The following is a 26,679-nucleotide window of genomic DNA, read 5'->3' as shown; positions in this document are numbered from 1 at the left end:
CGTCCCTGATGGCCTGGCTGGCCAACTTCGACGCCCACTGGCACGAGATCGCCGACCGTTACAACGAACGAACCCGCCGGATGTTCCGTTATTATCTCTCGGTCTGCGCCGGCGCCTTTCGAGCCCGGGACCTGCAGCTCTGGCAGGTCGTCTACTCACACCGACGCGATGGTCGCTACGATGCCCCTCGCTGACCCGCATCACGCTGCACATGATGAAGACTGGCGCTCTCGTAACCCCGGGCCGACTATGACCGCCCCCTGATGGCCTGGCTGGCCAACTTCGACGCCCACTGGCACGAGATCGCCGACCGTTACAACGAACGAACCCGCCGGAATACGGTCACTCCACATCAGGCACCATGCACGCTATTGCATATTTTGTAGTCTTTATCCTACAACCGTTGCGGGATGCTCGATGCAATCCCCCAGCGTATCATGGCGGGCCGAGGTTGGCGCTCGACGCCATTTCCTGCTCTCGGGGAAGGGTGTGACGTCACGTCGAACAACAGAAGAATGACGACACCTATACCTGTACGCAGCAGGAACCACAAGGATTACCGCATGTCACCCACCGATGTCATGCCCGATACACGATGCCCCGACTCGCACGCCCTGATGTTACTGGCTGAACGGCTTCCCGGCCTGCTCTTTCAGCTGCATCGTAGCGAAGATGGCCATCTGCACTTCCCCTACCTCGTGGGTAGCGGCACGCGCCTTCTCGATGTGGCTCCTGAACAGCTCGCCGAGGATGCCAGTCCTGCTCTCCAGCACCTCGACGAGACCGACTACCCTCGCATGATGGCGTCGATCGAGCGTTCCGTACGCTGGCAAACGCCGATCATGGGCAAGTTCAGGCTGACTACGCAGGACGGCCAGAGTCGCTGGATCGCCGTCCGAGCACAGCCGGAAGAGGTCGAGTCCGGCGTTCTCTGGCATGGCATGATGCTGGACATCAGCGAGCAGGTTGCCGAAGAAGACCGCCTTCGCCAGCTCTCCGATACCGACCCTCTCACCGGCCTGGCCAACCGGCGCAAGCTGCTGAAGCGTCTGGATGAGGAAATATCGTTGAGCAACCGACATGCCATCCCGCTTTCCTTGATGATGCTCGACCTGGACCACTTCAAGCACATCAACGACACCTGGGGCCACCTGCAAGGCGATGATGTGCTGGCGAGTCTGGCGCAACACGCCCAGGGACTGTTGCGCGAGGAAGACCTCATGGCGCGCCTGGGAGGGGAAGAGTTCGCCCTCGTGCTGCCCCTGACGCCACGAGGCAATGCCGAACGGCTCGCCGAACGACTGCGTCGTCACATCGCCGATCATGACTTCGGCATCGGCGCGGGGAACGTGACCGCCAGCATCGGTATCGCCGAACATCGGGTCGGAGACGCCCGCGACGTCCTGCTCGAGCGTGCCGATGAACGCCTCTATGCCGCCAAGCGTGGAGGCCGCAACCGGGTCGTTTCCAGCCGCTGATGCTTTCTGCCTGTGCAGCCACTATCACGCAAGCCGGCTCATCGTCGAGATGCCCACTGCGTCGCCAGATGAACCGGCAGGTACAGCAGCACTGGCCAGACCAGCATCAGACCGATCAGGTAGACGATAGGGTCGAGCAGGTCCTGTGGAGTCCCGAAAGGGCCATGTACCCAGTTGACGTTGCGCCAGGGGTCGGTCAATAGAAAGGCGGCCGGTACCGCCAGCCAGGTCAATGCGGCCTGCCAGACGAACGCCCGGGGCGCATAACCCAGACGCACGACCCCGGCACCGGCGACCAGCGGCAGGATCAGGTGGTAGAGCGACAGCAATCTCACTCCCCGTGGTGTATCGGCGTCGAACATGTACTCGGTACCCCCGATGGGGTGCCAGCCGGAAATCCAGGCGATACCCGCATCCAGCCCCCAGAGAGTGCCCACCAGGGCGGTGGCCAGCCACTGCATGGAGACGATCAACCGGCTCTCGGCCCACAGCCCCACCAGCAACAGGAAGTTGGCCAGATTGCATAGCCAGAGATAGTTCTGGATGCCGACCTTGACGGCCACCGCCGGCGCCCAGAACAGGATCCACAGGGTGAAGGCCATCTTCAGCCACAGAGGCAGTCGCCCCCGGTGAATGACATTCATGTCCCATCTCCCCCACCGAGACCATGGCGCTTGAGTTTGTTGGCGATGGTGGTGTGCGAGACGCCCAGGCGTTTCGCCAGCTGGCGACTCGACGGGTTCTGAGGATAGAGGGTCGTCAGAATCCGGCGCTCGACCTCACCGAGAATATCGGCCAGCGAGCCGTCCAGATCGATACCGGCCAGACCCGGCGCCTGTCCGACGTCGGGAAGACGCAATTGACCGGGCTCGATGGTTCCCCCTTCGCACAGCGAGACAGCCTGAAAGAGCACATTCTCCAGCTGACGCACGTTACCCGGCCAGTGATAGGCAGTCAGCCGGGCCACGGCGGCCGGCGACAAGTTCGGCAGCGGGCAACCGATCTGCCGTGCGGCCCTGTCGACAAAGTGCCCAGCCAGTGCCTCGATGCCATCCAGGCAGTCACGCAAGGGCGGCACCGTCAGGGTGAGCACATTGAGACGATGATACAGATCCTGACGGAATCGACCTGCACTGCACAGGCCGGGGAGATCCTGCTGGGTGGCGCAGATCACTCGCACGTCCAGATAGGTCTCCTCGTCGCTGCCGACCCGACGAAACCCGCCGTCCTGAAGGAAGCGCAGCAGCTTGACCTGCATGCGCGGGCTGGTCTCGCCCACTTCATCGAGGAAGATGGTGCCACCGGCGGTCAGTTCCAGCAGGCCGAGCTTGCCCTCGGGCCGCGCGCCCTCGAAGGCCCCGGGGGCATAGCCGAACAGCTCGGTCTCGGCCATGGATTCCGGCAGCCCGGCACAATTCAGCGCCATGAAGGGAGACTGCCCTCGCGCGCTGGCCAGGTGACAGGCCCGGGCCAGCAGCTCCTTGCCGGTACCGGTTTCCCCCTGGATCAACAGGGGGGCGTCCAGCGGTGCCATGCGTCGTGCTTCACGGATCAAGGCCTCGAGCCGAGGGCTCGACTGAAACAACGACTCGAATCCTCGCGACTCCTGACGCTGTACCTGGTAGATGCGCTCGCCGATGCGGTCGGCACGATGCAGGGTCACTACGGCGCCGGCCAAGGAGGCCACATCCTCGAGGTTCTCTCGATGCAGCGGCGCGATGTCGGCAAGATAGGTGGCGTCATGCAGACGAATCCGAAGCCCGTTGACACGGGCATTGTTGCGCCGGATCAGTGCCGGCAAGTCCAGGTCGGGCAGATAACGGTCCAGCGACAGTCCCGGCACCTCGTCGATGCGCACCCCCAGCAGTTGGCCCGCTGCGCGATTGGCGGCCACCAGATGCCCTTCCATGTCGATGGACATCACCGGATCGGAGAGCGACGACAGGAGTGCATCGAGCTCGAGATGACGGCGTTCGCTGGGCATCAGGCTGACGCGGCGCACGCCGAACACTCCGGGCACCCGTTCCAGTTCGGGTCTCAGGGTCGTGAGCTGGGCGTTGAGCAGATTGGGCACATGCAGGTAGATGGCATTGCCGTGTTCTCCGCCGACCTCGCCATGCGCCACGTTGAGCCCGTAATCGGCAAAGTGGGCAACGATATCGCGCAGGATACCGATCCGGTTCTGGCAATGAAATCGCAAGCGCATGAGGGTCTCTTCGGTCGGAAAACGGGCGACGCGACATTCGGCGTCAGGACGACGTGACTCGAGTGTCAAGATAACGTGACAGCTCACCCATCACAACGCACGACATCCCACGCTGCCCCACCAGGCAGGCCCATCTCACCAACGACCGTAACGTTTTCCTTACACTTTCCGTTTCGCCAGCACGCTTATCACCCACTGGCAGCACTGCCCTCCCGGCATCGCGGTGCCTAGACTCGAAGACACGCCATTCCCTTGGGCCACAACAACCTCAATCCGCCGCGGGAGACCTCATGAAGGCACACGACGACCAGATCACCAGCAAGACCGGTTACCGGGTCCACATGCCGGACGACGACGGACACATCGCCTGGTCGAAGCGCGAGAACACCACCTGGCAGACCCTCATGGAACGACAGCTCGCGCTGGTCGAGGGCCGTGTCTGCCAGGAATACCTGGATGGCCTCGAACGCCTGGCGTTGCCGGTCGACCATGTCCCCCAGCTCGCCGACATCGACCGCGTCCTCAGACCGGCCACCGGCTGGGAAACCGCCCAGGTGCCGGCACTGATCCCCTTCGATACCTTCTTCGAACTGCTCGCCGCGCGACGCTTCCCGGTGGCCACCTTCATCCGCGCCCCGGAAGAGATGGACTACCTCAAGGAACCGGATATCTTTCACGAGATCTTCGGCCACTGTCCGATGCTGACCAACCCGGCCTTCGCCGAGTTCACCGCCACCTACGGCCGACTGGGACTGGACGCGACACCCAAGGAGCGCGTTTATCTGGCACGCTTGTACTGGCTGACCGTCGAATTCGGCCTGGTCGATACACCCGAGGGGCGGCGCATCTATGGCGGCGGCATCATCTCCTCGCCCAAGGAGACACTGCACGCCCTGTCCGACACTCCGGTCCATGCCCCCTTCGATCCCATGGACGCCCTGCGCACCCCCTATCGCATCGATATCCTTCAACCGCTCTACTACGTGCTGGACGGCCTGGAAACGCTGCATGACTTGTCAGAACGCGACATCATGGGCATGGTCCACGACGCCATGGAACTCGGCCTGTTCGAGCCACGCTTTCCGCCAAAGCCCAAGCCGGCGGAGGCCGCCAGCGCCTGACCCCCTTAACCCCCCAGGGCTATCGCAGTTGGATCTGGCGAGGGGCGCCGGGGACAGGTCGAAGAGGGGGTCCTACGCCATGAATGGCGTCGGTAGCGCCCAGGGAGGGGTTCACAGCGCCCCCTCGCAGACCTGTCGACGAATCAGCCCCGAGCGATAACGCTAACTGCGATAGCCCTGCTTCACCCGACGACCAACGATAACCAGGAGTCATCATGAGCGAGCTTTCCGAACAGCAGTGCGAGGCCTGCAGCTGGGACGCCCCCCACGTCACCGAGGGCGAGATCGAGCAGTATCGCCGCGACATCCCCGAGTGGCAGATCGTCGAGCGCGATGGCATCATGCAACTGGAGCGGATCTTCACGTTCCGCAACTTTCGGCAGGCCCTGGCATTCACCAACGAGGTCGGCGAGATTGCCGAGCAGGCGGGTCATCACCCGGCGCTGCTGACCGAATGGGGCAAGGTCACCGTGACCTGGTGGTCCCACGAAATGAAGGGTCTGCACAAGAACGATTTCATCCTAGCCGCCAGAACCGACGAGGTAGCGAAGTAAATGTTCGAGCAAATTGAGCGGGTTCCCGGGGATGCCATCCTCGGGCTCATCGAGGCCTTCAAGAAGGACACCAATCCCCAGAAGGTCGATCTCGGCGTCGGCGTCTATCGCGACGCCCAGGGCAACACCCCGGTAATGCGCGCGGTCAAGGACGCCGAAGCCCTGCTGCTCAAGAACGAGTCCACCAAGACCTATATCGGTTCTCACGGCGATCCGGCCTACGGCGAGGTGATCCTGCCGCTGGTACTGGGCGAGGGCTCGCCGGTGCTCGAGGCCGGCCGCGCCAGCGCCACCCAATCCCCGGGCGGCACCGGCGCCCTGCGCCTGGCGGCCGACTTCATCGCCACCCAGTTGCCGGGCAAGGACGTCTGGGTCAGCGACCCGACCTGGCCGAACCACCTGGGCATCTTCCCGGCAGCCGGCATCACCCTGAAGAAATACCCCTATGTCGACGCCGAGAATCGTCTCGATTTCGACGGCATGCTGACGGCGCTGAAGCAGATCCCCGAGGGGGACGTGGTGGTGCTCCACGCCTGCTGCCACAATCCGACCGGCTTCGACCTGTCCCGCGACCAGTGGCAACAGGTGCTGGAAGTGCTCAAGGAGCGCAAGCTGCTGCCGCTGGTCGACTTCGCTTACCAGGGCTTCGGCGAGGGCCTGGACGAAGACGCCTTTGCGCCGCGCCTGCTGGCCGAGAACCTCGACGAGGTGATCATCACCAGTTCCTGCTCGAAGAACTTCGGCATCTACTGCGAGCGGACCGGCTGCCTGATCATGGTCGCCAAGGACGCCGAGCAGAAGGAGAACGTGCGCTCTCAGGTGGCCATCGTCGCCCGGGAGAACTACTCCAATCCGCCGGCTCATGGCGGGGCCATCGTCTCCGAGATCCTGCACTCCGACGAATTGACCGGCGTGTGGCGCGAGGAGCTCACCGAGATGCGCGACCGCATCAATACCCTGCGTCGCGAGTTCGTCGAGGCCCTGAAACCCTATGGCCTGGATCAGAAGTATGCCCACGTGGCCGAGCAGCGCGGCATGTTCTCCTACACCGGCCTGACGCCGGAACAGGTCGACCGCCTGCGTGACGAGTTCAGCATCTACATGGTGCGCTCGGGCCGCGCCAACGTGGCCGGTTTCTCCCAGGAGAACCTGCCCTACCTGGCCAAGGCGATCGCCGCGGTCAACGACTGAGAACGTCCATCAACGTTCGGTGACACGACGCTCGGGCCTGACGGCAAGCCCCCCACGACGACGGCCCGCGGCAAAACCGCGGGCCGTGACGGTGGACGAGGCGCCGCCGGTGCGTCAGGCGGCGTAGCGCGAGACGTCGAGCCCCTGCGGGTCGATGCGCGGCGATTCGGCCGCCATCAGATCTGACAGCAGCTGGGCACTGCCGCAGCTCATGGTCCAGCCCAGGGTCCCGTGCCCGGTGTTGAGCCACAGGTTGTCGTAGCGGGTGGCCCCAACGATCGGTGTGGAATCCGGCGTCATCGGCCGCAGCCCGCTCCAGAACTCGGCGCGGTCGACATCGCCGCCCTCGGGGAAGACATCGCGCACCACCATGTCGATGGTCGCCCGGCGCTTTTCCGGCAGGCTCAGGTCGTGGCCGGCCAGCTCGGCGGTGCCACCCACCCGGATGCGGTCGTCGAAGCGCGAGATGGCCACCTTGTAGGTCTCGTCCATCACCGTGGACTGGGGGGCCCCGCCGTCGTCGACCACCGGCACGGTCAGGCTGTAACCCTTGACCGGGTAGATCGGCAGGCGGATGTCCAGGTCCTTGACCAGATGCGGCGAGTAACTGCCCAGGCAGACCACGTAGGCATCGGCCGTCATCTCGCCAGCGCTGGTGAGCACGCCCTCGATGCCGGCATTGCCGCGGCGAATGCGCTGGATATCGACGTTGAAGCGGAACTCGACGCCCAGGCGCTCGCGGCAGTAGTCGGCCAGGCGATTGGTGAACAGGTGGCAATCGCCGGTCTGGTCGTCCGGCAGGTGCAAACCGCCGACGAACTTGCCGGGCACCCGGGCCAGCGCCGGTTCCACCGCGGTGATCTCCTCGGCCCCGAGCAACCGGTGACGCACACCGCACTGTTCGAGGACCTTCATGTCCTTGGCCACGGCCTCGACCTGGCTGTCATGGCGGAACAACTGCAGCAAGCCGCGCTGGCGGTCCTCGTAGCGGATGCCGGTCTCGTCGCGCAGGGCATTGATGCAGGCCCGGCTGTGCTCGGCGATGCGCACCATGCGCTCCTTGTTCACCGCATAGCGCTCGGCGTTGCAGTTGCCGAACATCTTCATCATGAAGCGGGCCATGGTCGGATCCATGCGCGGCTGGACCTTCAGCGGCGCATGTTCCTGAAACATCCACTTCACCGCCTTCTGAGGAATGCCCGGCGCGGCCCAGGGCGAGGAGAAACCGAAGGACACCTGGCCGGCATTGCCGTAACTGGTCTCCATGGCCGGCGCGGACTGACGATCCGCCACAGTGACCTCATGACCCTGACGGGCCAGATAGTAGGCGCTGGTGACGCCGACCACGCCGCTGCCGAGAATCAGTACCTTCATGCTCTCCCCCTTCGTTTGTGCTTGTTGCCATGAACGAGACGCGCCCGGATGTCACCTCGGCGCCTCGGGAGAGCAGTATAAGGATGATGCTCAAGTCATTTATTCTGTTTTCACCTATATATGTACTATAAAAAATCAAATATTATTTTTACAGCAGACTATAAAAACGATAAACAAATATATTTTAGGGTAAAAAACTACACGGATTCTGTCGCCATGCGCCGTGGGCTGGCGAGCACCCGACGCAGCAATCCCCATGCCGCCAGGCCGGCCAGCAGGTTCCCCAGAGCCGCGCCGATCGCCAGCCCCGTCAGACCGGCCAGCCAGGCGCCCCCCCATAGGCAAGGCAGATAGAACACGAACAGTCGCGCCGCGGACATCAGCATGGCACGCAGTGGCCAGCCAAGGGCATTGCCGGCGGACACCACCAGCATGCAGACCCCCAGGGCCGCATAGCTCGGCAGCATGAATCGCACCAGTGTGGCCAGGTCCCCGCGCACGTCGGGGTTACCCGACAACGCCTGGGCCACCCAGGGTGAGGCCACGGCCAGGACCAGCCCCAATGCCAACTGCCAGACCACCACGACCCGCAAGGCCAGCCGTAGCAGACGATGTATCTGCGCCCAATCCCCGGCGCCGTAACAACGGCCCAACCAGGGCGGTAACGACATCGTCATGGCCAACACCACCATCAGGGATACGGTCTCCAACCGACTGGCCAGCCCCCAGGCAGCCACCTGGGCCTCGCCCAGGCTTGCCACCGCCGAGATGGCAAGCATCGCCGCCAAAGGCGGCATCAGCTGGCTGACCATCGCGGGCCCGGCGATACCGGCGAAGGGCCGCAACGAAACACGCCACTCGCCCAGGAGCCCCTGACTCGACAGCCAGTTTCTCCCGACCAGTCGCCAGCCCAGTATCATCAGCCCCAGGGCGAAAGCCAGCACCGTCGCCAAGGCCGCCCCGGGCAATCCCAGGCCGGGCCAGGCTCCCAACCCGAAGATCAGCAAGGGATCCAGCACCAGGTTGGCCAGGCTGGTCGTCACCATCAGCACGCCCGGCAAACGCGTATTGCCATGGGCACGAAACAGGCTGTAACCGAAATACAGGCAGGCTCCCAGCCAAGCCGCCAGGAGTTGAGGGTCCCAGTAGGCCCGAATCAACGCCAATGACTCGGGCTCCGCCCCGAGCCGCAGGAAGATGGGCGCCTGGGCCCACCACAACACCAGGGCCAACAGTGCAATCACACTGGTGCCGCTCAATAGCACCAGGCTACCCAGGCGTCTCGCCCTGGCCACCTCACCCGCCCCCAGGGCACGCGATATCAGGGCGGCAATGGCAATGCCCATTCCTACCTGAACACCGATGATCAGAAAGCTCAGTGGAAAGGTGAAGGACTGCGCCGCCAGCGGGGCCGTACCCAGTCGCGCGATGAAGGCGCTGTCGACCAGTTGGAAACCGAGCAGGGAGAGCACGCCAATGGCCATCGGCCAGGTCTGACGCCATAACGTCACGCCCAGCGACGGTGTGGGGGTCGTATCGGTATGACTCACGATGACTCCGGATCGTCCATGCAAAAGACCCATTCTACGCCATCTCGATGGCCGTCGTGGTGTCCCTCCCCTACCTGGCCCACCCCGCGGTGCCATCGAGCAGCACCTGGATGTCCGAGGCCGGCATGGGATGATGGAAGAAATACCCCTGGGCCAGGTCGCAATGCATCTCGCGTATCAGGGCAAGCTGTTCGGCGTTCTCGACACCTTCGGCCACGACTTCCAGCCCCAGACGATGGCCGATGAAGATAGCCGCTTCCATGATGGCCCGGTCTTCGGGTTGCTTGGGGGCATCACGCATGAAAGCCCGATCGACCTTGAGGGCCGTGACCGGAAAGTGCTTGAGATAGCTCAGCGAGGAATAACCGGTACCGAAGTCATCGATGGCAATCCGCACCCCCCGATGGTAAAGGCGCCTCAGATCTTCCAGCACCATGGGGGCGGCCTCGATAAGGACATTCTCGGTCAACTCGATACCCACATCACGGGGTGTCAGGCCATATCGTTCCAGGCACGCCTCGAAACGCGACAAGGTGTCCGGTCGCAACATCTGGCGGCCCGATAGATTGATGTCGACACGCGACGCCGTGAAGCCCGCCCTGCGCCAGGCCGCCTGTTGGCGGCAGGCCTCCTCCATGACCCAATCACCCAGCCGGTGGATCAGACCCGAGCGCTCCGCCAGCGGGATGAACTCCCCCGGCGACACGAAAGTATCGGCATCACGGGGTTGCCAGCGCAGCAGCGCCTCGAGGTTCTCGATACGGCCGCTGGCCACGGAGACCTGCGGCTGGTAATGCAGGCTCAGTTCACGATGCTCGATGGCCTGTTCGAGCTGCTCGACCAGACGCTGCTGACGGACCAGTTCGTCATGGTGCTGCTGCTGGAAGAACTGCAAACCACCCGGACCATCTAGCTTGGCCCGGTTCTTGGCCACATCGGCGTTGCGGATCAATTCCCGGGCACTCAAGCCATTTTCGGGAAACAGGCTGACCCCGAGCGCCGCCGTGACCCGGCGCTCGCCGCTATCTATCGCGAATGCGAGGCGCAGGGCCTGCTGTACCTTGCCGACGAGGCGGCAGACATCTTCGCGCTGGTTGACCCCTGGAAAGGCCAGCACGAATTCATCGCTGGCGACCCGGGACATCAGATCGGTCAAACGCTGCTCCTGCCCCAGGCGCCGGGCCAGCTCGACCAGCACGCGGTCCCCCTGGTCATAGCCCAGGGCGTCGTTGATCTCGGAAAACCGGTCGATATCGAGATAGATTACCGCCAGGCCAGCGCGTCGACGCAGGCAGCCTTCCAGTGCCTCTTCAAGCTCGGCTTCGAACGCATGACGGTTGGGCAGGTGGGTCAGAGCATCGTAATGGGTGACGAAAGCCAGGTCGCGATGCGCGCGCTTCTGGTCGGACAGATCGACATCGACACAGAACATCAGGGGAGACTCGGTGTGTTCACCGAGCATCACATGGTGGGAAAATACCGGTACCCGTTCACCGCTGTGGTGCTCGAGTTCAATTTCCTCGGCCGGTATCTCCCTGCCCTCCGTGATCCAGGCACGGTGGGCCTCGATCACCCCTTCACGCATCTCGTCGGGAATGATCAGATCCTCGAGCAGCTGACCACTCGCCTCGTCGGCAGTGTAACCGTACAGCGTCGTGCTGGCCTCGTTCCAGTAGATGACACGACGGTCCCGATCATAGCCCTGTACCGCGACCCGAGGGAGGCTTTCGAGCAGTGCCCGGAAGCGCTGTTCACTTTCCTGATACTGGCGTCTGACACGTTCCACATCATCCGGCGACGCCGGGTCGGCATGATGCCTGGATACATGACCTCGACCTATCCTCCCTATGCGACTCAACCACCATCGCAGACGCGAAGTGCGACCGACCATGTCCATCCTCGTTGCTGTGGGAAAAAGCCGGCATGGAGTCTGAGAAACCTCATGCGACATCTATGACCGAGCATGGTGCAAACTGTCATCGATGTCACGAAAGTTCAACCTTCATCATCGCGATACTCGTCCCGAAATACAGGGGCAATCGCGTTCGGAGTACGGAATCCGCCCGACCCTTTGACATTTGGTTACATTTCTTCTCCTTTCCTTACTGTTGCCTGGAATCCTCCGGCAACGACTCGGGCAATACCGCCCTAAGGAAAGGAGTCATTTCATGAAACTCGATACCCTAAAGTACGGATTCGACAACACGGCCATGCCACCGGATCCCCTCGGCGATTACTGGTCGTCCGAGGTCACTTCGCAACTGGCCTACCAGGACTGGGCGATGACCGACCTTCGGGATCGCCTGGACCTGCCTGCCTGGCAGACCTTCACCTCGGATCTGCCGAGGGATCCCTACGTCAATCAGCGCTGGAAGCGCATGTCGTGGCTGACCCTCGACCAAGCCGGTGACGTCCGGGACATGGGGTCCTGCCCCATGGCACAGGGTGGCGCCTTCAACGATGCGGAAAGCATGGCCGACCGGCTGCGCTACTATGCGCCCTTGACCGAGACCTTTCTGCAGCGTCCCGACGTCAAGGCCTTCGTGCGTGCCTGGGCCAGGCTCTGGGATCTCCAGGCAAACGAGCCGATCCTGATGCAGATCACTGGTGTCAGGGGAGAGGGTCAGGTCGATCCGCTCCAGGGCCAGGGCATCCACGCCGACGGATGCAAGGCATTGAGCATCATGGTGGTCAGCCGTCACAACGTGACCGGTGCCGACAACCACCTCTATGTCGACAAGGCCGGTACCCGACCGGTCGCCGATGCAACGCTCGACCCGGGCGACATCCTGCACCTGCGTGACGACAGGCTCTACCACAGCGTGGATGCCATCACGCAACAGGATACCGAAGAGCCCTTCGAGCGGTTCATCATCATCATCAACAGCCGGTTCGTGGACCCGTTCCAGAACCACATCCTGCGGCGCCACTTCCCGGACGCCGTGCTCAACGAGGCATGATGAGCCTCTCCAACCGGATGGCGGCGTTCGTCGCCATCCCCTGACGAACGACACCCCCGGCATTGGCCGGGGGTGTCGTGTCCTTCACCGTCTTGCCGTCATGCGACGCGTCATCGGCGAACGTCAGCTCACTGACGAATCCCCTCGAACGTCACATATAACTCGAGCTCATGCATCGGTTCGGGGAAACTCGACATGTCGACGCCGTAATCGGCAAGCGTCAAGGTCGTGCTGCCCTCGAAGCCGGCACGATAGTTCCCCCAGGGATCTTCACCCTCGCCGAGCAGGGTGACCGGCATCTCGATTTCGTTGGTCTCGCCATGCAGCGTCAGATCACCGGTCAACACGCCCTCGTTCTCGCCGGTAGGCTCGAAGTCGGTGGACGTGAAGGTGGCCGTGGGGTACTCGCCAGCGTCGAGGAAATCCTCGCTCTTGATGTGCTTGTCGCGTTCGGCGTGATTGGTGGTCAGGCTGGTCACATCCACCTCGACACTTGCCGCGGACTCACCGGGGTTTTCCGGATCGTAGCTGAAGCCCCCGGAGAACTCCTCGAAGGAACCGAGGATATAGGAGAAGCCCAGATGGCTGATCTTGAACTGAATGAAGGCATGTTGGCCTTCGGTGTCGATGGTGTAGTCGGCGGCCTGGGCCTGGGCCAGCGGCACCAGTGAGGCAGTCGCCAGGGCGGCAGTCAGCGCGGTCTTCTTGAACATCGTGTCGTTCTCCTTCTTCAGTCTTCAGTGACGGCGAGTGTAGCGCGGCAACAGCATGCGCACGAGAACATCGTGACGATCGATCAGATGATGCTTGAAGGCCGCCAGGGCATGGCCCGCCGCCAGCACGATCAGTGCCCAGGCGGCATACCAGTGGACCGTCCCCGCCAGCGTCGCCTGATCGGGCAACCCGGTGACCAGCGCCGGCACCCTGAACCAGCCGAAGACATCGATACTGTCGCCTTCGGCAGTGGAAATCAGATAGCCGCTCACCAGTACCAGCAGCATGAGGCAATAGAGCAGGATATGCCCGACATGGGCGGCCAGGCGTTCCAGCCGGTGCCCTCGCGCGGCCGGCGTGGGCTGCAAGAGGCGCCAGACCAGTCGGCCCAGGGTCGCGAACAACAACAGCATGCCCACGCCGCGGTGCCACCAGGGTGCCAGGTTGTACCAGCTGTCATAGTAGTCCAGCCCCGTCATCCACCAGCCCAGCACGAAGAGGCCCACGATGGCCAGCGCACTCAACCAGTGCAGCAGGATGCTGACGAGCCCCCAACCGAAACGCGAGTTACCCCACATGCGCAATCATCCCGAAACGTCATGACATGAGCGTCACTATACGATGCGCCACCCATCCGGTCCGCTGAAAATAGACGAACGCTTCATTCGGAAAAACCATTCGACATGTCCCGGTCCAGGGCATCCAGTCCGCGAGCCAGGTCCTGCCGAATGTCCTCGAGATCCTCGAGGCCCACCGCCACACGAATCAAGCCTTCGCGGATCCCGGCCGATGCCTTCTGTGCCTCCGACAGACGCCCATGGGTCGTGGTGCCGGGATGCGTGATGGTGGTCTTGGCATCGCCGAGGTTACCGGTGATCGACAGCAGCCGAGTCGCATCGATCACCGACCAGGCGCCCTCGCGTCCGCCCTTGACCTCAAAGCCGAGCACGGCACCGAACGCCGATTGCTGGCGTGCGGCCAGCTCATGCTGCGCATGCGTCTTCAGGCCACTGTAATGGACCCGCTCTACCGCCGGATGACCGTCCAGCCATTCGGCCAGTGCCAAGGCGCTGGCACAGTGGGCCTGCATGCGCAGGCCGAGCGTCTCGAGTCCCTTGGTGAATATCCAGGCATTGAAGGGGCTCAGGCACGGGCCACAGGTGCGCACCACGCCATAGACTTCCTCGAGCGCCTTGTCGGGGCCGACCACGGCACCGCCAACCGCCCGCCCCTGGCCATCCAGGTACTTGGTGGCCGAGTGGATCACCAGGTCCGCACCCAGCGCCAGCGGGCGCTGCAGTGCCGGCGTAAGAAAGCAGTTGTCGATGGCGAGCCAGGCGCCATGACGGCGGGCAATGTCGGACAAGGCGGCGATATCGACCACCTCGGACAGCGGGTTGGACGGTGTCTCCGCAAACAGCAGCTTGGTGGCCGGCGTCAGCGCCGCCTCCCACTCCTCCAGGTTCGACAGTTCGACGTATCGTGTGGTGATCCCCAGTTTGCCCAGGTATTTATCGAACAGACTGACCGTGGAGCCGAACAGGGAGCGCGAGGCGACGATCTCGTCGCCGGCGGAAAGCAGCGCCAGCGCCGTGGCGAGAATCGCCGACATGCCAGAGGCCGTGGCCACACAGCGCTCCCCGCCTTCCAGCGCGGCCAGGCGGCGCTCGAAGGTATGTACCGTGGGATTGGTGAAGCGAGAGTAGATATTGCCCGGTTCCTCGCCGCCGAACTTGCGTGCCGCCTCGGCGGCGCTGCCGTAGACGAAACTGGACGTCGGAAATATCGGCTCGCTGTGTTCCTGCTCGGCGGTGCGTCGGTGACCGGCGCGCACCGCCAGGGTGGACAGGCCCCAGTCACCACCGATCTGGTCGTCATCATGCATGGCGCATCCCTCAGTCGATGTCATCTTCCTGATTATGCATGCCGACCAGCGCATGGTCACCGGCACTCGTGGCCTTGGCCTCGTCGTTGCGCATCGCCTCGAGTTCGGCCAGATAGGCATCATCGATATCGCCGGTGATGTAGCGGCCGTCGAAGACCGAGCAGTCGAAGTCACCCAGCGCCGGATTCACCTCGCGACATGCGTCTTTCAGGTCATCCAGATCCTGATAGATCATCCGATCCGCACCAATCAGTTCACCGACCTCGGCCTCGCTGCGACCGTGGGCGATCAATTCGCTGGCGGCCGGCATGTCGATGCCGTAGACATTGGGATAGCGAACCGGCGGCGCTGCCGAGGCAAAATAGACCTTGCGGGCGCCGGCCTCGCGAGCCATCTGAATGATCTGGCGGCAGGTCGTACCCCGTACGATGGAATCGTCGACCAGCAGTACGTTCTTGCCCTGAAACTCGATATCGATGGCATTGAGCTTCTGGCGTACCGACTTCTTGCGCTGCGTCTGACCCGGCATGATGAAGGTCCGACCGATATAGCGATTCTTCATGAAACCTTCGCGATAGGTCACCCCCAGATGCTGGGCCAGCTCCAGGGCCGAGGTCCGCGAGGTATCGGGGATCGGGATCACCACGTCGATATCGTGATCCGGCCACTCCTGCTGGATGCGATCGCCGAGCTTGCGCCCCATGGCCATGCGCGTGCCGTAGACATAGGCGCCGTCGAGCAGGGTGTCGGGGCGCGCCAGGTAGACGTGCTCGAAGATGCATGGCGCGAGGCGGGGTTGATCCGCGCAGCTCTCGGTATGAATGCTGCCGTCCATATCGACGAAGATCGCCTCGCCGGGCGCCAGGTCGCGATGCAGCTCGAAGCCGCCGACGTCGAGCGCCACCGACTCGGAAGCGATCATCACCTCCTGGCCCTCGCCTTCATCACGAGAGCCGAAGACCACCGGGCGAATTCCGTTGGGGTCGCGGAACGCCACCATGCCTACACCATTGATGATCGCCACGGCCGCATAGCCTCCCTGGCAGCGGCGATGCACGCGGCGCACGGCATCGAAGATATCGCCCGGCGCCAGGTGCGGTCCCTGCTTGCCGAGCTCATGGGCAAAGACATTGAGCAACACCTCGGAATCCGAACTGGTGTTGATGTGGCGCAGGTCGGAGGAAAACAGTTCCTGCTTGAGCTGGTCGGAATTGGTCAGGTTGCCATTGTGGGCCAGCGTGATGCCATAGGGCGAGTTGACATAGAACGGCTGCGACTCCGCCTCGCTGGAGGAACCGGCAGTGGGGTACCGCACATGACCGATCCCCAGGTTGCCCTTGAGACGCGCCATGTGACGGGTATGGAAGACATCCCGTACCAGACCGTTGCTCTTGCGCAGCAGGAAGCGTCCCTCATTCCAGGTCATCATGCCGGCGGCATCCTGGCCGCGGTGCTGCAGCACCGTCAGGGCATCATAGATCCCCTGGTTTACCGCCTGCTTGGCCATCAGGCCCACGATCCCGCACATTACTGCTTACCTCGCTTGCCGTAAGTAAAAGGGTGGTCGTTCACCACCCCTGCAATCCAGACTATTCCATCATGCCGGTATCATCCGCCTTTTCCGGCGCCGGCTCCGCGTCGCCCGGCGCGGACAACGACTCCAGGGGCGATGCCGAGGTCGGCAGTTGGCCCTCCCAGGCCAGCACATGCCCTACCGCCCACCCGCGTAACCGCTCCAGGTCGGGACGCAATGCGGCCTGTTCCCAGGCCTGAAGCTGCGCCAATGGCGTCAGGCCAATCAAAATGGTCGCCAGTACCAGCACCGCCGCTCCCTTGGCCAATCCGAAAGCAGCACCGGCCACCCGATTGAACAGGCCCATGCCGACCCATTCCACCGCCGCATGCATCAGCCGGATGATCAGACCACAGGCCAGAATGACGACGAATACCACCAGCACGAACGCCAGGACCAGGCGCCCATCGGGACTCTCGATCATACCCGAGAACACATCGGCAACCGGTGCGGAAAACCAGCGTGCCGCCAGCAACGCGACTACCCAGGAAGCGAGCCCCAGGGCTTCGCGGATCAGCCCACGGAACAGGCCCGTCAAGGTGGTCACGGCCAGCACGGCGATGCACAGCCAATCGAGCCAGGTCAGCGCCATTTCGTTCACTCGACCCTCACCAGCAGGCCCTGCAGATTGAGCCCGGCCTTGAGCTTGCCCATCACGTTCTCGGCCACTTCCGAGCTGTCATAGGGGCCGACATACACCGTGGTCAAGTCATTGTCACGCGCGCGCCGATAGGCAGGATAACCCTGATCTTTCAGACGTGCCTGCAAACGCTCGGCGTTGTCCACCTGACCAAAGCTCCCGACCTGGACCGCCCAGTCACCACCTGGCGTGGCCTCGGCCTGACGCTCATCGGCGGCTCGAGCCAGTTCGGCGATGGGATCATCGGCCTGCTCGGCCGTTGACGCCTGCCCACTCGGGCCGTCACCGTTCTCGTTCACCGCCTGGGCCTCTTCGACCTGACGTTCTTCTGCCTGGACGGCTGCGTCCGACGCCGATTCCCGACTCGCGCCACCACCCTCACTCACCACGCTTTCCACCGGCTCACTCGTCACTTCGGTTTCGGTATTCGTCGACGCCCCTTGGGAATCGTCTGCGAGGCGATCCGCATCCAGGCTTTCCGGTGGCACAGGTTCCTCGAGATCACGATGCTCGACATCGATCGGCTGCTCGATGGTCAGTACCGGTTCGGGACGCTCCTCCCGCGGCGCCGGCTCGTCGAACAACAAGGGGACGAAGATCACCGCCAGGGCAATCAGAATCAGGGCGCCACTGACCCGCTCGCGCATACCGTATTTCATGTCATTCCCTCGATGGACCATCATCCGTTTCAGTCTGTGCCCGCGCCGCCCAGGCCGCCAGCACATCGCCCACGGTGAAGAAGGAGCCACAGACCAGCACACGGTCCCCCGGCGTGAGGCGTGACTCCAGCCAGGCCGCCCCGCGTGCCGGCGAGGCTTCGCGATGCACGACCTTCTGGCCGAGCGCCTCGAGATGGCCCGCCAGTTCATCGGCATGGCGTGCCCGCGGGCCCTCGAGCGTGACCGGCAACCAGGCATCGATCGACGGCGCCAACGCCTTGATCACGCCATCGGCATCCTTGTCGCCCAGCATGCCGATCAGCGCGAAGGTTCGTCCCTCGACAGGATGCTCGGCCAGCCGCCCGGCCACATGCGCCGCCGCCTGGGGATTGTGGCCCACGTCCAGGCACCAGGCGCCGTGCCACTGCATGCGACCGGGCAGAGCGACACTCGCCAGGGCCCGTCGGCAGGCCGTCTCGTCGAGTTCGGTGCCGGCCAGTTGCAAGGCCGTCAAGGCGGTGGCGGCGTTGTCCAGTGGCAGACCGGGCTCCGGCAGGCGTTCGAGCACTCGCTCTTCCCCCCACCAGCGCCAGGCTTCCGCGCCGCGTTCGACGCCATAGCTTTCGCCCAGGGCATGCACCGGGGCCGGCAGTAACTCGGCAGTAGCGCGCACACTGGCCGGCAGCTCGCGTGATCCCAGCACGGCGGGTCGACCGGGTCGCATGATGCCGGCCTTCTCACGACCGATATCCTCGAGGTCGTCGCCGAGGAAGGCGGCGTGATCCCGGGCGATGGTCGTTACTACCGCCACATCGGCATCGAGGATGTTCACCGCATCAAGGCGACCGCCGAGGCCCACTTCGAGAATTGCCAGCTCGGGAGCATGGGCGCGGATGGCATGCAAGGCCCCCAGGGTCCCGACCTCGAAGTAGGTCAGGCTGATGGGCTCGCCAGCGAGGCGGGCAGCCTCCACCGCTTCGAAACCAGCGATCAGAGTGGCATCATCGGCCTCGTGTCCATCCAGGCACAGGCGCTCGTTGTAGCGCAGTAAGTGGGGGGAGGTATACGTGGCCGTCGAAAGGCCATGAGCCCGGGCCAGCGCATCGAGCATGGCCACGGTGGACCCCTTGCCATTGGTGCCGGCCACAGTGATCACCCGCCCCGCGACCGGGCCATCGAACAGCCCCATGCGACGAGCGACCTCATCCACCCGTTCGAGGCCGAGGTCGATGTCTACCGGATGAGCGGCTTCCAGCCGCCTCAGCCAGGCATCGAGCGGAGTGGGAGAATCATCGTGCATGTCGTCGAGCTCACCGCTTGTCGTCAGAGCGTGGCGACTCGTCGGTATCTTCGTGGTTCGACTCCGTTCGCTCATCGGCCGGCCCCTCGGGTTCCGCCGTTTGCTCCGTCGCGACTTCCTCGTGCTGCTGTTCAGCCTGCTCCGCCGCGTCGACGAGATCCGGCTCCCCGTTTTCAAGCTCTGCCGGTCCGCTGGCCGGCTGATGGGTCAGCTTGCGCAGCACGCCACCAAGCCGCTCGCGAATGTCCTGACGATGGACGATCATGTCCACGGCCCCGTGCTCGAGCAGGAACTCGCTGCGCTGGAAGCCTTCGGGCAACTGCTCACGGACCGTCTGCTCGATGACCCTGGGGCCGGCGAACCCGATCAGAGCGTTGGGCTCGGCGACATTGAGATCGCCGAGCATGGCCAATGACGCCGACACGCCACCGAATACCGGGTCGGTAAGCACTGAAATGTAGGGGACGCCGGCCTGCTTGAGTTTCTCCAGGGCGGCGGACGTCTTGGCCATCTGCATCAGCGAGAACAGCGCTTCCTGCATGCGCGCGCCCCCCGAGGCAGCGAAACAGACCAGCGGAATGCCCTCGTCCAGGGCCTGGGTCGCGGCGCGCACGAACTTCTCGCCCACCACGGCGCCCATCGAGCCCCCCATGAAGGTGAACTCGAAGGCCACGGCCACTACCGGCAGTCCCTCAAGGGAACCACGCATGGCGACCAGGCCGTCCTTTTCGCCGGTGGCCTTCTGAGCCGCACTGAGACGGTCCTTGTATTTCTTGGAATCGCGGAACTTCAGGCGATCGACAGGTTCGAGGTCGGCCGCAATCTCCTCGCGCCCTTCCTTGTCGAGAAACCAGTCCAGTCGCTTGCGCGCCGTCAGGCGCAAGTGATGATCACACTTGGGGCAGACGTTATGGTGCTTCTCGAGCTCCGGCAGATAAAGCACCGACTCGCACTTGGGGCACTTTCGCCACAGGCCGTCGGGGACGCTCGTACGCCGCTCCTTGCGCTGAATGCGCCCCACCGAGGGCACGATCTTGTCTAGCCAGCTCATGTCAGAATCGCTTCCCTTTGTGCTGTCGCCCCCGCCTTGCGGGGGCCGAATCGAATCGGTTGGCAGCCCCGGCTGCCACTAGGCGTGCTGTGTCTGGGCATCCAGTGCCTGGCGCATCTCACCCAGTACCGCCTCCAGGGCGGCAGGAATGACCTCGGGCCGTTCGGCATTCTCGGCGATGCGACTGACCAGGGCACTGCCGACGATCACCCCATCGGCCACACGACCGACGGCGGCGGCCGAGGCACCATCGCGAATGCCGAAGCCGACGCACAGTGGCAAGTCGGTCATCTCGCGCAACGGCGCCAGATGGGCCGCGATGTCGTCGGCATCAGCGGCGGCACCACCGGTCACGCCCTTGAGCGAGACATAGTAGAGATATCCCTCGCCATGAGCGCATATTGTAGCGGCCCGGGCACGGGAGGTGGTAGGGGCCACCAGGAAGATCGAGGACAGTCCCCGCTCTTCGAGTACGGGGCCAAGCAGGTCCGCCTCTTCCGGCGGCATGTCGACGAGCAGCACGCCGTCGACACCGGCTGCACTGGCCTGATCGGCGAAGGCCTCGAAGCCGAGTCGCTCCACGGGATTGAGATAGCCCATCAGCACCACCGGCGTCTCGGCGTCGTCACGGCGAAACTCGCGGACCATCTCGAACAGATGCCCCAGACGCACGTCGTGGCGCAGCGCACGCTCGCAGGCCTTCTGGATCACCGGGCCATCGGCCATGGGATCGGAAAAGGGGACGCCCAGCTCGATGATATCGGCACCGGCACGCACCAGGGCGTGCATGAAGCCCACCGTGTGCACCGGCGCGGGATCGCCGGCGGTAATGTAGGGAATCAGCGCACGGCGGCCCTGTGCCTTGAGATCGGCGAAACGTTGATCGATACGGTTCATCAGGCTTCCTCAGAATTCGATGCCGTCGAGCTTGGCGACAGTCATGATGTCCTTGTCGCCACGTCCGGAGAGGTTGACCACGATATGCTGATCGGATCGCATGGTCGGCGCCAGCCGCTTGGCATAGGCCAGGGCATGGGCCGACTCCAGCGCCGGCATGATGCCCTCCACATGCGTCAGCTCGCGGAAGGCTTCGAGCACTTCCGTGTCATCAGCCGCGACATACTCGACCCGCCCCGCATCCTTCCACAAGGCATGCTCCGGCCCGACGCCGGGATAGTCGAGCCCCGCCGAGATCGAATGGGTATCGGATACCTGCCCACCCTCATCGGACATCAGGTAGGTACGATTGCCATGCAGGACGCCACGCGGCGCCCCGGAGGTCAACGGTGCCGCATGGCGCCCTGTGGCCACGCCATCTCCACCGGCCTCGACGCCGTACATGGCGACCTCGTCATCCTCGGCAAAGGGATAGAACAGACCCATGGCATTGGAGCCGCCACCTACGCAGGCGACCAGGGCATCGGGAAGGCGGCCGAATTCCTCGACCGACTGTCGCCGCGCCTCGCGACCGACCACGGCATTGAAATCGCGCACCAGCATCGGATAGGGATGCGGCCCCGCCACGGTACCGATGATGTAGAAGGTATCGTCGACATTGGTCACCCAGTCGCGCAACGCCTCGTTCATGGCGTCCTTGAGGGTCCGGGTGCCGGACTCCACCGGTATGACCTCGGCGCCCAGCAGCCGCATGCGATAGACATTGAGCTTCTGACGTTCGACATCCTCGGCCCCCATGTAGATCTCGCACGACAACCCCAGGCGAGCGGCCACGGTGGCCGTGGCAACACCGTGCTGACCCGCGCCGGTTTCGGCGATGACCCTGGGCTTTCCGCTCTTCTTGGCCAGCAGAGCCTGACCGATGGTGTTGTTCACCTTGTGGGCGCCGGTGTGATTGAGGTCTTCGCGCTTGAGCCAGACCTGGGCACCCCCGAGCTGCCTGGACCATCGCTCGGCATGATAGAGGGGGGAAGGACGTCCCACGTAGTGGGCCAGGTCGTAGTCGAATTCCGCCTGGAACGCCGGATCTTCACGAAGACGTCGATAAGTCTTCTCCAGATCTTCCAGGGCGAAGCTCAGGGTCTCCGAAACGAACCGGCCACCATAGGGGCCAAAGTGGCCACGTTCATCCGGCAGTCGGGTCAGGTCACTGAACTTGCTCACGAAGGACACCTCACAGGGTCGCCAGAAGGGGTGGATTGGGAGTTTCAGGATCAAGCATCGGTACGCCGCACCGCCTGGAGAAAATCAGCCATCAGGCCGGCGTCCTTGACGCCCGGGGAAGCTTCAATACCGCCGGAAACATCCACCGCGAAGGGCGCCACCGTCGCGATGGCCTCGGCCACATTGGCCGGCGTGAGGCCTCCGGCGAGGATAACAGGTTTTGCCAGCCTTGCGGGTATCCGCGACCAGTCGAATGTCTTGCCGGTTCCGCCGGGCACGCCGGGCCGATAGGCATCCAGCAGCAGCGCTCTGGCCCCGGCATAGTCGCGAGCGGCCGCCTCCAGATCCAGGCCATCACGCATGCGCAGCGCCTTGATCCAGGGTCGCCCCGAGGCCGCGCAATGTACCGGCGACTCGTCGCCATGGAACTGCAGCAGATCGAGGTGCTCGGCCGCCCTCTCCACCTCGGCCGGCTCGGGATCGACGAACAGCCCCACCCGGGTGACGAATGCCGGCACCCGTTCGGCGAGCGCCACCAGACGCTCGAGTTCGATGGCCCGCTTGCTGCCGGGCCAGAGCACGAATCCCAGGGCGTCGGCACCCAGCGCCACGGCGGTGTCCACGTCCTCGGCCCGGCTCAGGCCACAGAACTTGACTCGGGTTCGCCCGATGGGCGTGGCATGATCACGCATGATCGCCCTCCTCGACCCGGGCTTCGGCCTTGAACCGCCCCTGACGTAGCTCGGGACGCGGGCTGTCCGGCAGAGGACGTTCGCCGGTCCACTCGCCCAGAAAGGCCAGCAGATTCGGCCCCAGGGGTTCTCGAGGCAATGCCCAGCCCGGGTCATAAAGCGAATCGACGAAATGCAGGCCACAGGCCGGTGCCGTCACATCACCCAGAGTACGATCCTTGAGGGCCAGCAGGCGATCCAGATAGTCGGTTCCCTGCTCGCCTCGCCCGACCGTCACCAGGGCACCGGCGATGTTGCGGATCATGTGGTGCAGGAAGGCATTGCCTTGAACGTCGATGACCACCAGAGGGCCATGGCGATGCACCTCGATGAAATGCAGGTGCCGCCAGGGGGACTTCGACTGGCAACCGGCGGCGCGAAAGCTCGAGAAATCGTGCTCGCCGACCAGTACCTGGGCCGCTTCGTGCATCGCCTCGGCATTCAGCGGATCGCGGCACCAGGTGACGTTGGCCCGCTCCAGCACGGGACGACTGGGCTGGTTGAGCAATACATAGCGATAACGCCGTGCCAGCGCCGTGCGTCGAGCATGGAATTCATCGTCCACCTGCGTGACCCAGCGCACGGCGATATCGCGCGGCAGATTGGCGTTGGCACCGAACACCCAGGCCTTTTCGGAACGCGATGCAGGCGGGTCGAAATGCACGATCTGCCGGGTCGCGTGGACACCGGAATCGGTACGGCCACTGGCATGCACCCTGACCGGTGCGCTGGCCACCCGAGCGAGCGCCTTCTCGAGCGACGCCTGCACCGAGGCCGAATGCTTGAGCCACTGCCAACCACAGTACTGGCTGCCGTCATACTCCACGGCCATGGCCAGGCGGCCGGTCAAGGGATGGTGCTCGTCGAGGCGTTGAAAGAGACTCATGGCGCTGTCAGGTCGGTGGGTGGCGAAGCGCGCCGGCCAGGACCGGCGGCGGCATGGATGATGCCTCGGCATTATCCCTGTCGAACAGGACGAACGCCACCCGGCCGAGGATCGGGTCGCGCAACGCACCAGGGGCGCCTCTACCGAGGCGCCCCTGGACACTCACGACGGCAGGGCCCACGGGCGCCGCCGCCTGGCGCGTTACTGCTCGCGCAGGATCTTCAGCATCCGCTTGAGCGGCTCGGCGGCGCCCCACAGCAGTTGGTCGCCGACGCTGAAGGCGGAGAGATACTCGCCCCCCATGGCCAGCTTGCGCAGGCGCCCCACCGGCACGGTCAGGGTACCGGTCGCAGCGGCCGGCGTCAGACCGTCGTTGGAGGCATCCTTGTCGTTGGGGATCAGCTTGACCCAGTCGTTGTGGGTCGCGATGCGCTCCTCGATCTCGTCGAGCGGCACATCCTGCTTGAGCTTGATGGTAAAGGCCTGGCTATGCGAGCGCATGGCGCCGATGCGCACGCAGAGCCCGTCGATGGGCACGGGGTTGTCCTGCCGACCGAGAATCTTGTTGGTCTCCACCGAGCCCTTCCACTCTTCACGACTCTGGCCGTTGTCGAGCTTGGAGTCGATCCAGGGCAACAGGCTGCCGGCCAGCGGCGCACCGAAGTTGTCGACCGGGAAGTCGCCGCCGCGCATGGCCGCGGTGACCTTGCGATCGATATCGAGGATGGCACTGCCGGGATCGGCCAGCTCGTCGGCCACACTGTCGCGCAGCGTGCCCATCTGGTTGAGCAGCTCGCGCATGTGCTTGGCACCGGAACCGGAAGCCGCCTGATAGGTCATGGACGTCATCCACTCGACCATATCGGCCTCGAACAGGCCGCCCAGGCCCATCATCATCAGGCTGACGGTACAGTTACCCCCGGTGAAGGTCCTGGCACCATGCGCCAGCTGTTCGTCGATCACCTTGCGGTTGACCGGGTCCAGCACGATGGTGGCGTCATCCGCCATGCGCAGGGTGCTGGCGGCGTCGATCCAGTAGCCCTTCCAGCCGCCACCGCGCAGGTCATCAAAGACCTTCTTGGTGTAGTCGCCGCCCTGGCAGGTGACGATCACATCCAGGGCCTTCAGTGCCTCCAGATCGAAGGCGTCCTTCAGCGGAGGCACGTCCACGCCGACGTCGGGGCCGGGCTGACCGGCCTGGGAGGTGGTAAAGAAGATCGGCTCGATACCGTTGAAGTCTCCGTCTTCCACCATGCGCTGCATGAGCACGGAGCCCACCATGCCACGCCATCCGACGAAACCGACTTTCAACATGTGAAGTCCTCCAGAAAAAGTGAACTCATGAGTATACAGGAAGCAACCCCGAGCGCCGAGGGGCAAGGCCCGAGGAGCAAGGACCCCCTGAAAGCCTGGCGCCATGGGCCATATGGCTTTCCTTGGCCCTTACGCCTCACTCCTCACTCCTCACTCCTCACCCCTCACCCCTCACCCCTCACGCCTCACCCATCATCCCTATTGAGCTTCGAAGGCCGCCAGCACGGCATCGCCCATCTCGGCGGTGGACACTCTCGGCTCACCTTCGGCGGCAATATCGGCGGTTCTCAGGCCGTCGTCCAGCACCTTGCCGACGGCCGCCTCGATACGCTCGGCCAGCGCCGCCTCTCCCAGCGAGTAACGCAGCATCATGGCCACCGAAAGGATGGTCGCGAGGGGGTTGGCCAGACCCTGACCGGCAATGTCCGGTGCACTGCCATGGCAGGGCTCGTACATGCCCTGCCCACTCTCGTTGAGCGAAGCCGAGGGCAGCATGCCGATGGAGCCGGTGAGCATGGCCGCCGCATCGGAAAGGATGTCACCGAACATGTTGCCGGTGACCACCACGTCGAACTGCTTGGGCGCGCGCACCAACTGCATGGCGGCGTTGTCGACGTACATGTGCGACAGCTCGACGTCCGGGTATTCCGGCGCCAGCCGCTCCATGACCTCGCGCCACAGCATGGTGACCTCGAGCACGTTGGCCTTGTCCACCGAGCAGAGCTTCTTGTTGCGCTTTCGGGCCATCTCGAAGGCGACCCGGCCGATGCGCTCGATCTCTGCCTCGGAGTAGATGTAGGTGTTGTAGCCGACCCGCTGACCGTCGCGCTCCTCGATGCCCCGCGGCTGGCCGAAGTAGATGCCGCCGGTGAGCTCGCGCACGATCATGATGTCCAGCCCGGAGACCAGCTCGGGCTTGAGGCTGGAGGCCTCGGCCAGCTGCGGATACAGCAACGCCGGACGCAGGTTGCCGAACAGCCCGAGCTCCTTGCGCAGACCCAGCAGGCCCTTCTCGGGGCGCTTGCTGATATCGTCCAGCTTGTCCCACTTGGGCCCCCCCACCGCACCCAGCAGCACGGCGTCGGCGGCCCGAGCCCTGGCCAGGGTGCTCTCCGGCAGCGGCGAGCCCTCGAGGTCATAGGCGGTGCCGCCGACCGGGGCCTCCTCGACCTCGACGTCCAGGCCGCGCGACTGGCAGGCGGCCAGCACCCGGCTGGCCTGGGCGGTGATTTCCGGGCCGATGCCGTCGCCCGGGAGAACCAGAATCTTGCGTGTCATCCATCAATCCTTCTTTGTAAGCCGTAAGCCGTAAGCCGTAAGCCGTAAGCCGTAAGCCGTAAGCCGTAAGCCGTAAGCCGTAAGCCGTAAGCC

General features: G+C 64.1%; 26 protein-coding genes. 6 read left to right on the top strand and 20 right to left on the bottom strand.

Translation table 11 applies throughout. From position 1 onward, the window contains the following. A partial coding sequence (locus RSO41_RS16275) for a class I SAM-dependent methyltransferase (protein ID WP_315620267.1) occupies positions 1-194 on the top strand: 194 nt, incomplete at its 5' end. Between the two features lie 369 nt (positions 195-563). Continuing rightward, a complete protein-coding gene (locus tag RSO41_RS16270; RefSeq protein ID WP_315620266.1) occupies positions 564-1,478 on the top strand; it encodes a sensor domain-containing diguanylate cyclase in 915 nt (304 codons plus the stop codon). A gap of 38 nt (positions 1,479-1,516) precedes the next feature. Here the strand turns inward: RSO41_RS16270 and RSO41_RS16265 are convergent, their stop codons facing one another. Both RSO41_RS16265 and RSO41_RS16260 read right to left on the bottom strand, forming a co-directional pair. Then, positions 1,517-2,122, bottom strand: coding sequence for a hypothetical protein (locus tag RSO41_RS16265; protein ID WP_315620265.1), 606 nt, complete (start codon positions 2,120-2,122; stop codon positions 1,517-1,519). Then, positions 2,119-3,684, bottom strand: coding sequence for a sigma-54-dependent transcriptional regulator (locus RSO41_RS16260; protein ID WP_315620264.1), 1,566 nt, complete (start codon positions 3,682-3,684; stop codon positions 2,119-2,121). The genes RSO41_RS16265 and RSO41_RS16260 overlap by 4 nt, the downstream gene beginning before the upstream one ends. Positions 3,685-3,974: 290 nt before the next feature. On the opposite strand from RSO41_RS16260, the gene phhA reads away from it, so the two are divergent. The 3 genes from phhA to RSO41_RS16245 all read left to right on the top strand — a co-directional run bounded on the left by phhA (position 3,975) and on the right by RSO41_RS16245 (position 6,550). Then, the gene (gene phhA / locus RSO41_RS16255) at positions 3,975-4,805 is read left to right on the top strand and encodes a phenylalanine 4-monooxygenase (RefSeq protein ID WP_315620263.1); all 831 of its coding nucleotides are present in this window, start codon (positions 3,975-3,977) and stop codon (positions 4,803-4,805) included. A 215-nt stretch (positions 4,806-5,020) separates the two neighbouring features. Continuing rightward, a complete protein-coding gene (locus RSO41_RS16250) occupies positions 5,021-5,359 on the top strand; it encodes a 4a-hydroxytetrahydrobiopterin dehydratase (protein WP_315620262.1) in 339 nt (112 codons plus the stop codon). Further along, positions 5,360-6,550: an amino acid aminotransferase gene (locus RSO41_RS16245; RefSeq protein ID WP_315620261.1), complete on the top strand. Its 1,191-nt coding sequence runs from the start codon at positions 5,360-5,362 to the stop codon at positions 6,548-6,550. It abuts the gene before it with no gap. Positions 6,551-6,664: 114 nt separating this feature from the next. Here RSO41_RS16245 and RSO41_RS16240 read toward each other — a convergent pair whose 3' ends face one another. From RSO41_RS16240 to RSO41_RS16230, 3 genes are all read right to left on the bottom strand, one after another. After that, on the bottom strand, positions 6,665-7,924 hold the full coding sequence (locus tag RSO41_RS16240; protein WP_315620260.1) for a D-amino acid dehydrogenase: 1,260 nt from the start codon (positions 7,922-7,924) through the stop codon (positions 6,665-6,667). Positions 7,925-8,121: 197 nt separating this feature from the next. Then, positions 8,122-9,408 (bottom strand): MATE family efflux transporter, encoded by a 1,287-nt coding sequence (locus tag RSO41_RS16235; protein ID WP_315620304.1) that lies wholly within the window; start codon positions 9,406-9,408, stop codon positions 8,122-8,124. Between the two features lie 136 nt (positions 9,409-9,544). After that, entirely contained in the window at positions 9,545-11,365 is a 1,821-nt protein-coding gene (locus tag RSO41_RS16230) for a putative bifunctional diguanylate cyclase/phosphodiesterase (protein WP_315620259.1), read from the bottom strand. Between the two features lie 277 nt (positions 11,366-11,642). On the opposite strand from RSO41_RS16230, the gene RSO41_RS16225 reads away from it, so the two are divergent. After that, on the top strand, positions 11,643-12,434 hold the full coding sequence (locus RSO41_RS16225; RefSeq protein ID WP_315620258.1) for a 2OG-Fe dioxygenase family protein: 792 nt from the start codon (positions 11,643-11,645) through the stop codon (positions 12,432-12,434). Positions 12,435-12,562: 128 nt separating this feature from the next. Here the strand turns inward: RSO41_RS16225 and RSO41_RS16220 are convergent, their stop codons facing one another. The 15 genes from RSO41_RS16220 to leuB form a co-directional block, all read right to left on the bottom strand. Then, positions 12,563-13,147 carry a YceI family protein gene (locus tag RSO41_RS16220; protein ID WP_315620257.1) on the bottom strand — a complete coding sequence of 195 codons (585 nt, stop codon included), beginning with the start codon at positions 13,145-13,147 and terminating at the stop codon, positions 12,563-12,565. Positions 13,148-13,171: 24 nt separating this feature from the next. After that, positions 13,172-13,726, bottom strand: coding sequence for a cytochrome b (locus tag RSO41_RS16215; protein ID WP_315620256.1), 555 nt, complete (start codon positions 13,724-13,726; stop codon positions 13,172-13,174). An 83-nt stretch (positions 13,727-13,809) separates the two neighbouring features. Next, the gene (locus RSO41_RS16210) at positions 13,810-15,033 is read right to left on the bottom strand and encodes an O-succinylhomoserine sulfhydrylase (protein WP_315620255.1); all 1,224 of its coding nucleotides are present in this window, start codon (positions 15,031-15,033) and stop codon (positions 13,810-13,812) included. Between the two features lie 10 nt (positions 15,034-15,043). Next, positions 15,044-16,561 carry an amidophosphoribosyltransferase gene (gene purF / locus RSO41_RS16205; protein WP_315620254.1) on the bottom strand — a complete coding sequence of 506 codons (1,518 nt, stop codon included), beginning with the start codon at positions 16,559-16,561 and terminating at the stop codon, positions 15,044-15,046. Between the two features lie 61 nt (positions 16,562-16,622). Then, positions 16,623-17,198 (bottom strand): CvpA family protein, encoded by a 576-nt coding sequence (locus RSO41_RS16200; protein WP_315620253.1) that lies wholly within the window; start codon positions 17,196-17,198, stop codon positions 16,623-16,625. 5 nt (positions 17,199-17,203) lie between these two features. After that, positions 17,204-17,905 carry an SPOR domain-containing protein gene (locus RSO41_RS16195; protein ID WP_315620252.1) on the bottom strand — a complete coding sequence of 234 codons (702 nt, stop codon included), beginning with the start codon at positions 17,903-17,905 and terminating at the stop codon, positions 17,204-17,206. A gap of 1 nt (position 17,906) precedes the next feature. After that, complete coding sequence (gene folC, locus RSO41_RS16190) at positions 17,907-19,205, bottom strand: bifunctional tetrahydrofolate synthase/dihydrofolate synthase (protein ID WP_315620251.1); 1,299 nt, start codon at positions 19,203-19,205, stop codon at positions 17,907-17,909. Between the two features lie 10 nt (positions 19,206-19,215). After that, positions 19,216-20,256 (bottom strand): acetyl-CoA carboxylase, carboxyltransferase subunit beta, encoded by a 1,041-nt coding sequence (gene accD / locus RSO41_RS16185; RefSeq protein WP_315620250.1) that lies wholly within the window; start codon positions 20,254-20,256, stop codon positions 19,216-19,218. Between the two features lie 78 nt (positions 20,257-20,334). Further along, on the bottom strand, positions 20,335-21,153 hold the full coding sequence (gene trpA, locus RSO41_RS16180; protein WP_315620249.1) for a tryptophan synthase subunit alpha: 819 nt from the start codon (positions 21,151-21,153) through the stop codon (positions 20,335-20,337). 9 nt (positions 21,154-21,162) lie between these two features. Continuing rightward, complete coding sequence (gene trpB, locus RSO41_RS16175; protein ID WP_315620248.1) at positions 21,163-22,377, bottom strand: tryptophan synthase subunit beta; 1,215 nt, start codon at positions 22,375-22,377, stop codon at positions 21,163-21,165. Positions 22,378-22,427: 50 nt separating this feature from the next. After that, positions 22,428-23,069 carry a phosphoribosylanthranilate isomerase gene (locus tag RSO41_RS16170; RefSeq protein ID WP_315620247.1) on the bottom strand — a complete coding sequence of 214 codons (642 nt, stop codon included), beginning with the start codon at positions 23,067-23,069 and terminating at the stop codon, positions 22,428-22,430. After that, complete coding sequence (gene truA / locus RSO41_RS16165) at positions 23,062-23,994, bottom strand: tRNA pseudouridine(38-40) synthase TruA (RefSeq protein WP_315620246.1); 933 nt, start codon at positions 23,992-23,994, stop codon at positions 23,062-23,064. The genes RSO41_RS16170 and truA overlap by 8 nt, the downstream gene beginning before the upstream one ends. A 7-nt stretch (positions 23,995-24,001) precedes the next feature. After that, entirely contained in the window at positions 24,002-24,175 is a 174-nt protein-coding gene (locus RSO41_RS16160) for a hypothetical protein (RefSeq protein ID WP_315620245.1), read from the bottom strand. 20 nt (positions 24,176-24,195) lie between these two features. Next, complete coding sequence (asd, locus tag RSO41_RS16155) at positions 24,196-25,308, bottom strand: aspartate-semialdehyde dehydrogenase (RefSeq protein WP_315620244.1); 1,113 nt, start codon at positions 25,306-25,308, stop codon at positions 24,196-24,198. A 198-nt stretch (positions 25,309-25,506) separates the two neighbouring features. Then, the gene (gene leuB, locus RSO41_RS16150) at positions 25,507-26,586 is read right to left on the bottom strand and encodes a 3-isopropylmalate dehydrogenase (RefSeq protein WP_315620243.1); all 1,080 of its coding nucleotides are present in this window, start codon (positions 26,584-26,586) and stop codon (positions 25,507-25,509) included. Positions 26,587-26,679: the final 93 nt, after the last annotated feature.

This window comes from Halomonas sp. I1 (assembly GCF_032334135.1).
Classification (GTDB): Bacteria; Pseudomonadota; Gammaproteobacteria; order Pseudomonadales; family Halomonadaceae; genus Halomonas.
Note: the sequence above shows the minus strand (reverse complement) of the source record. Positions and strands in the feature narration are given on the sequence as shown.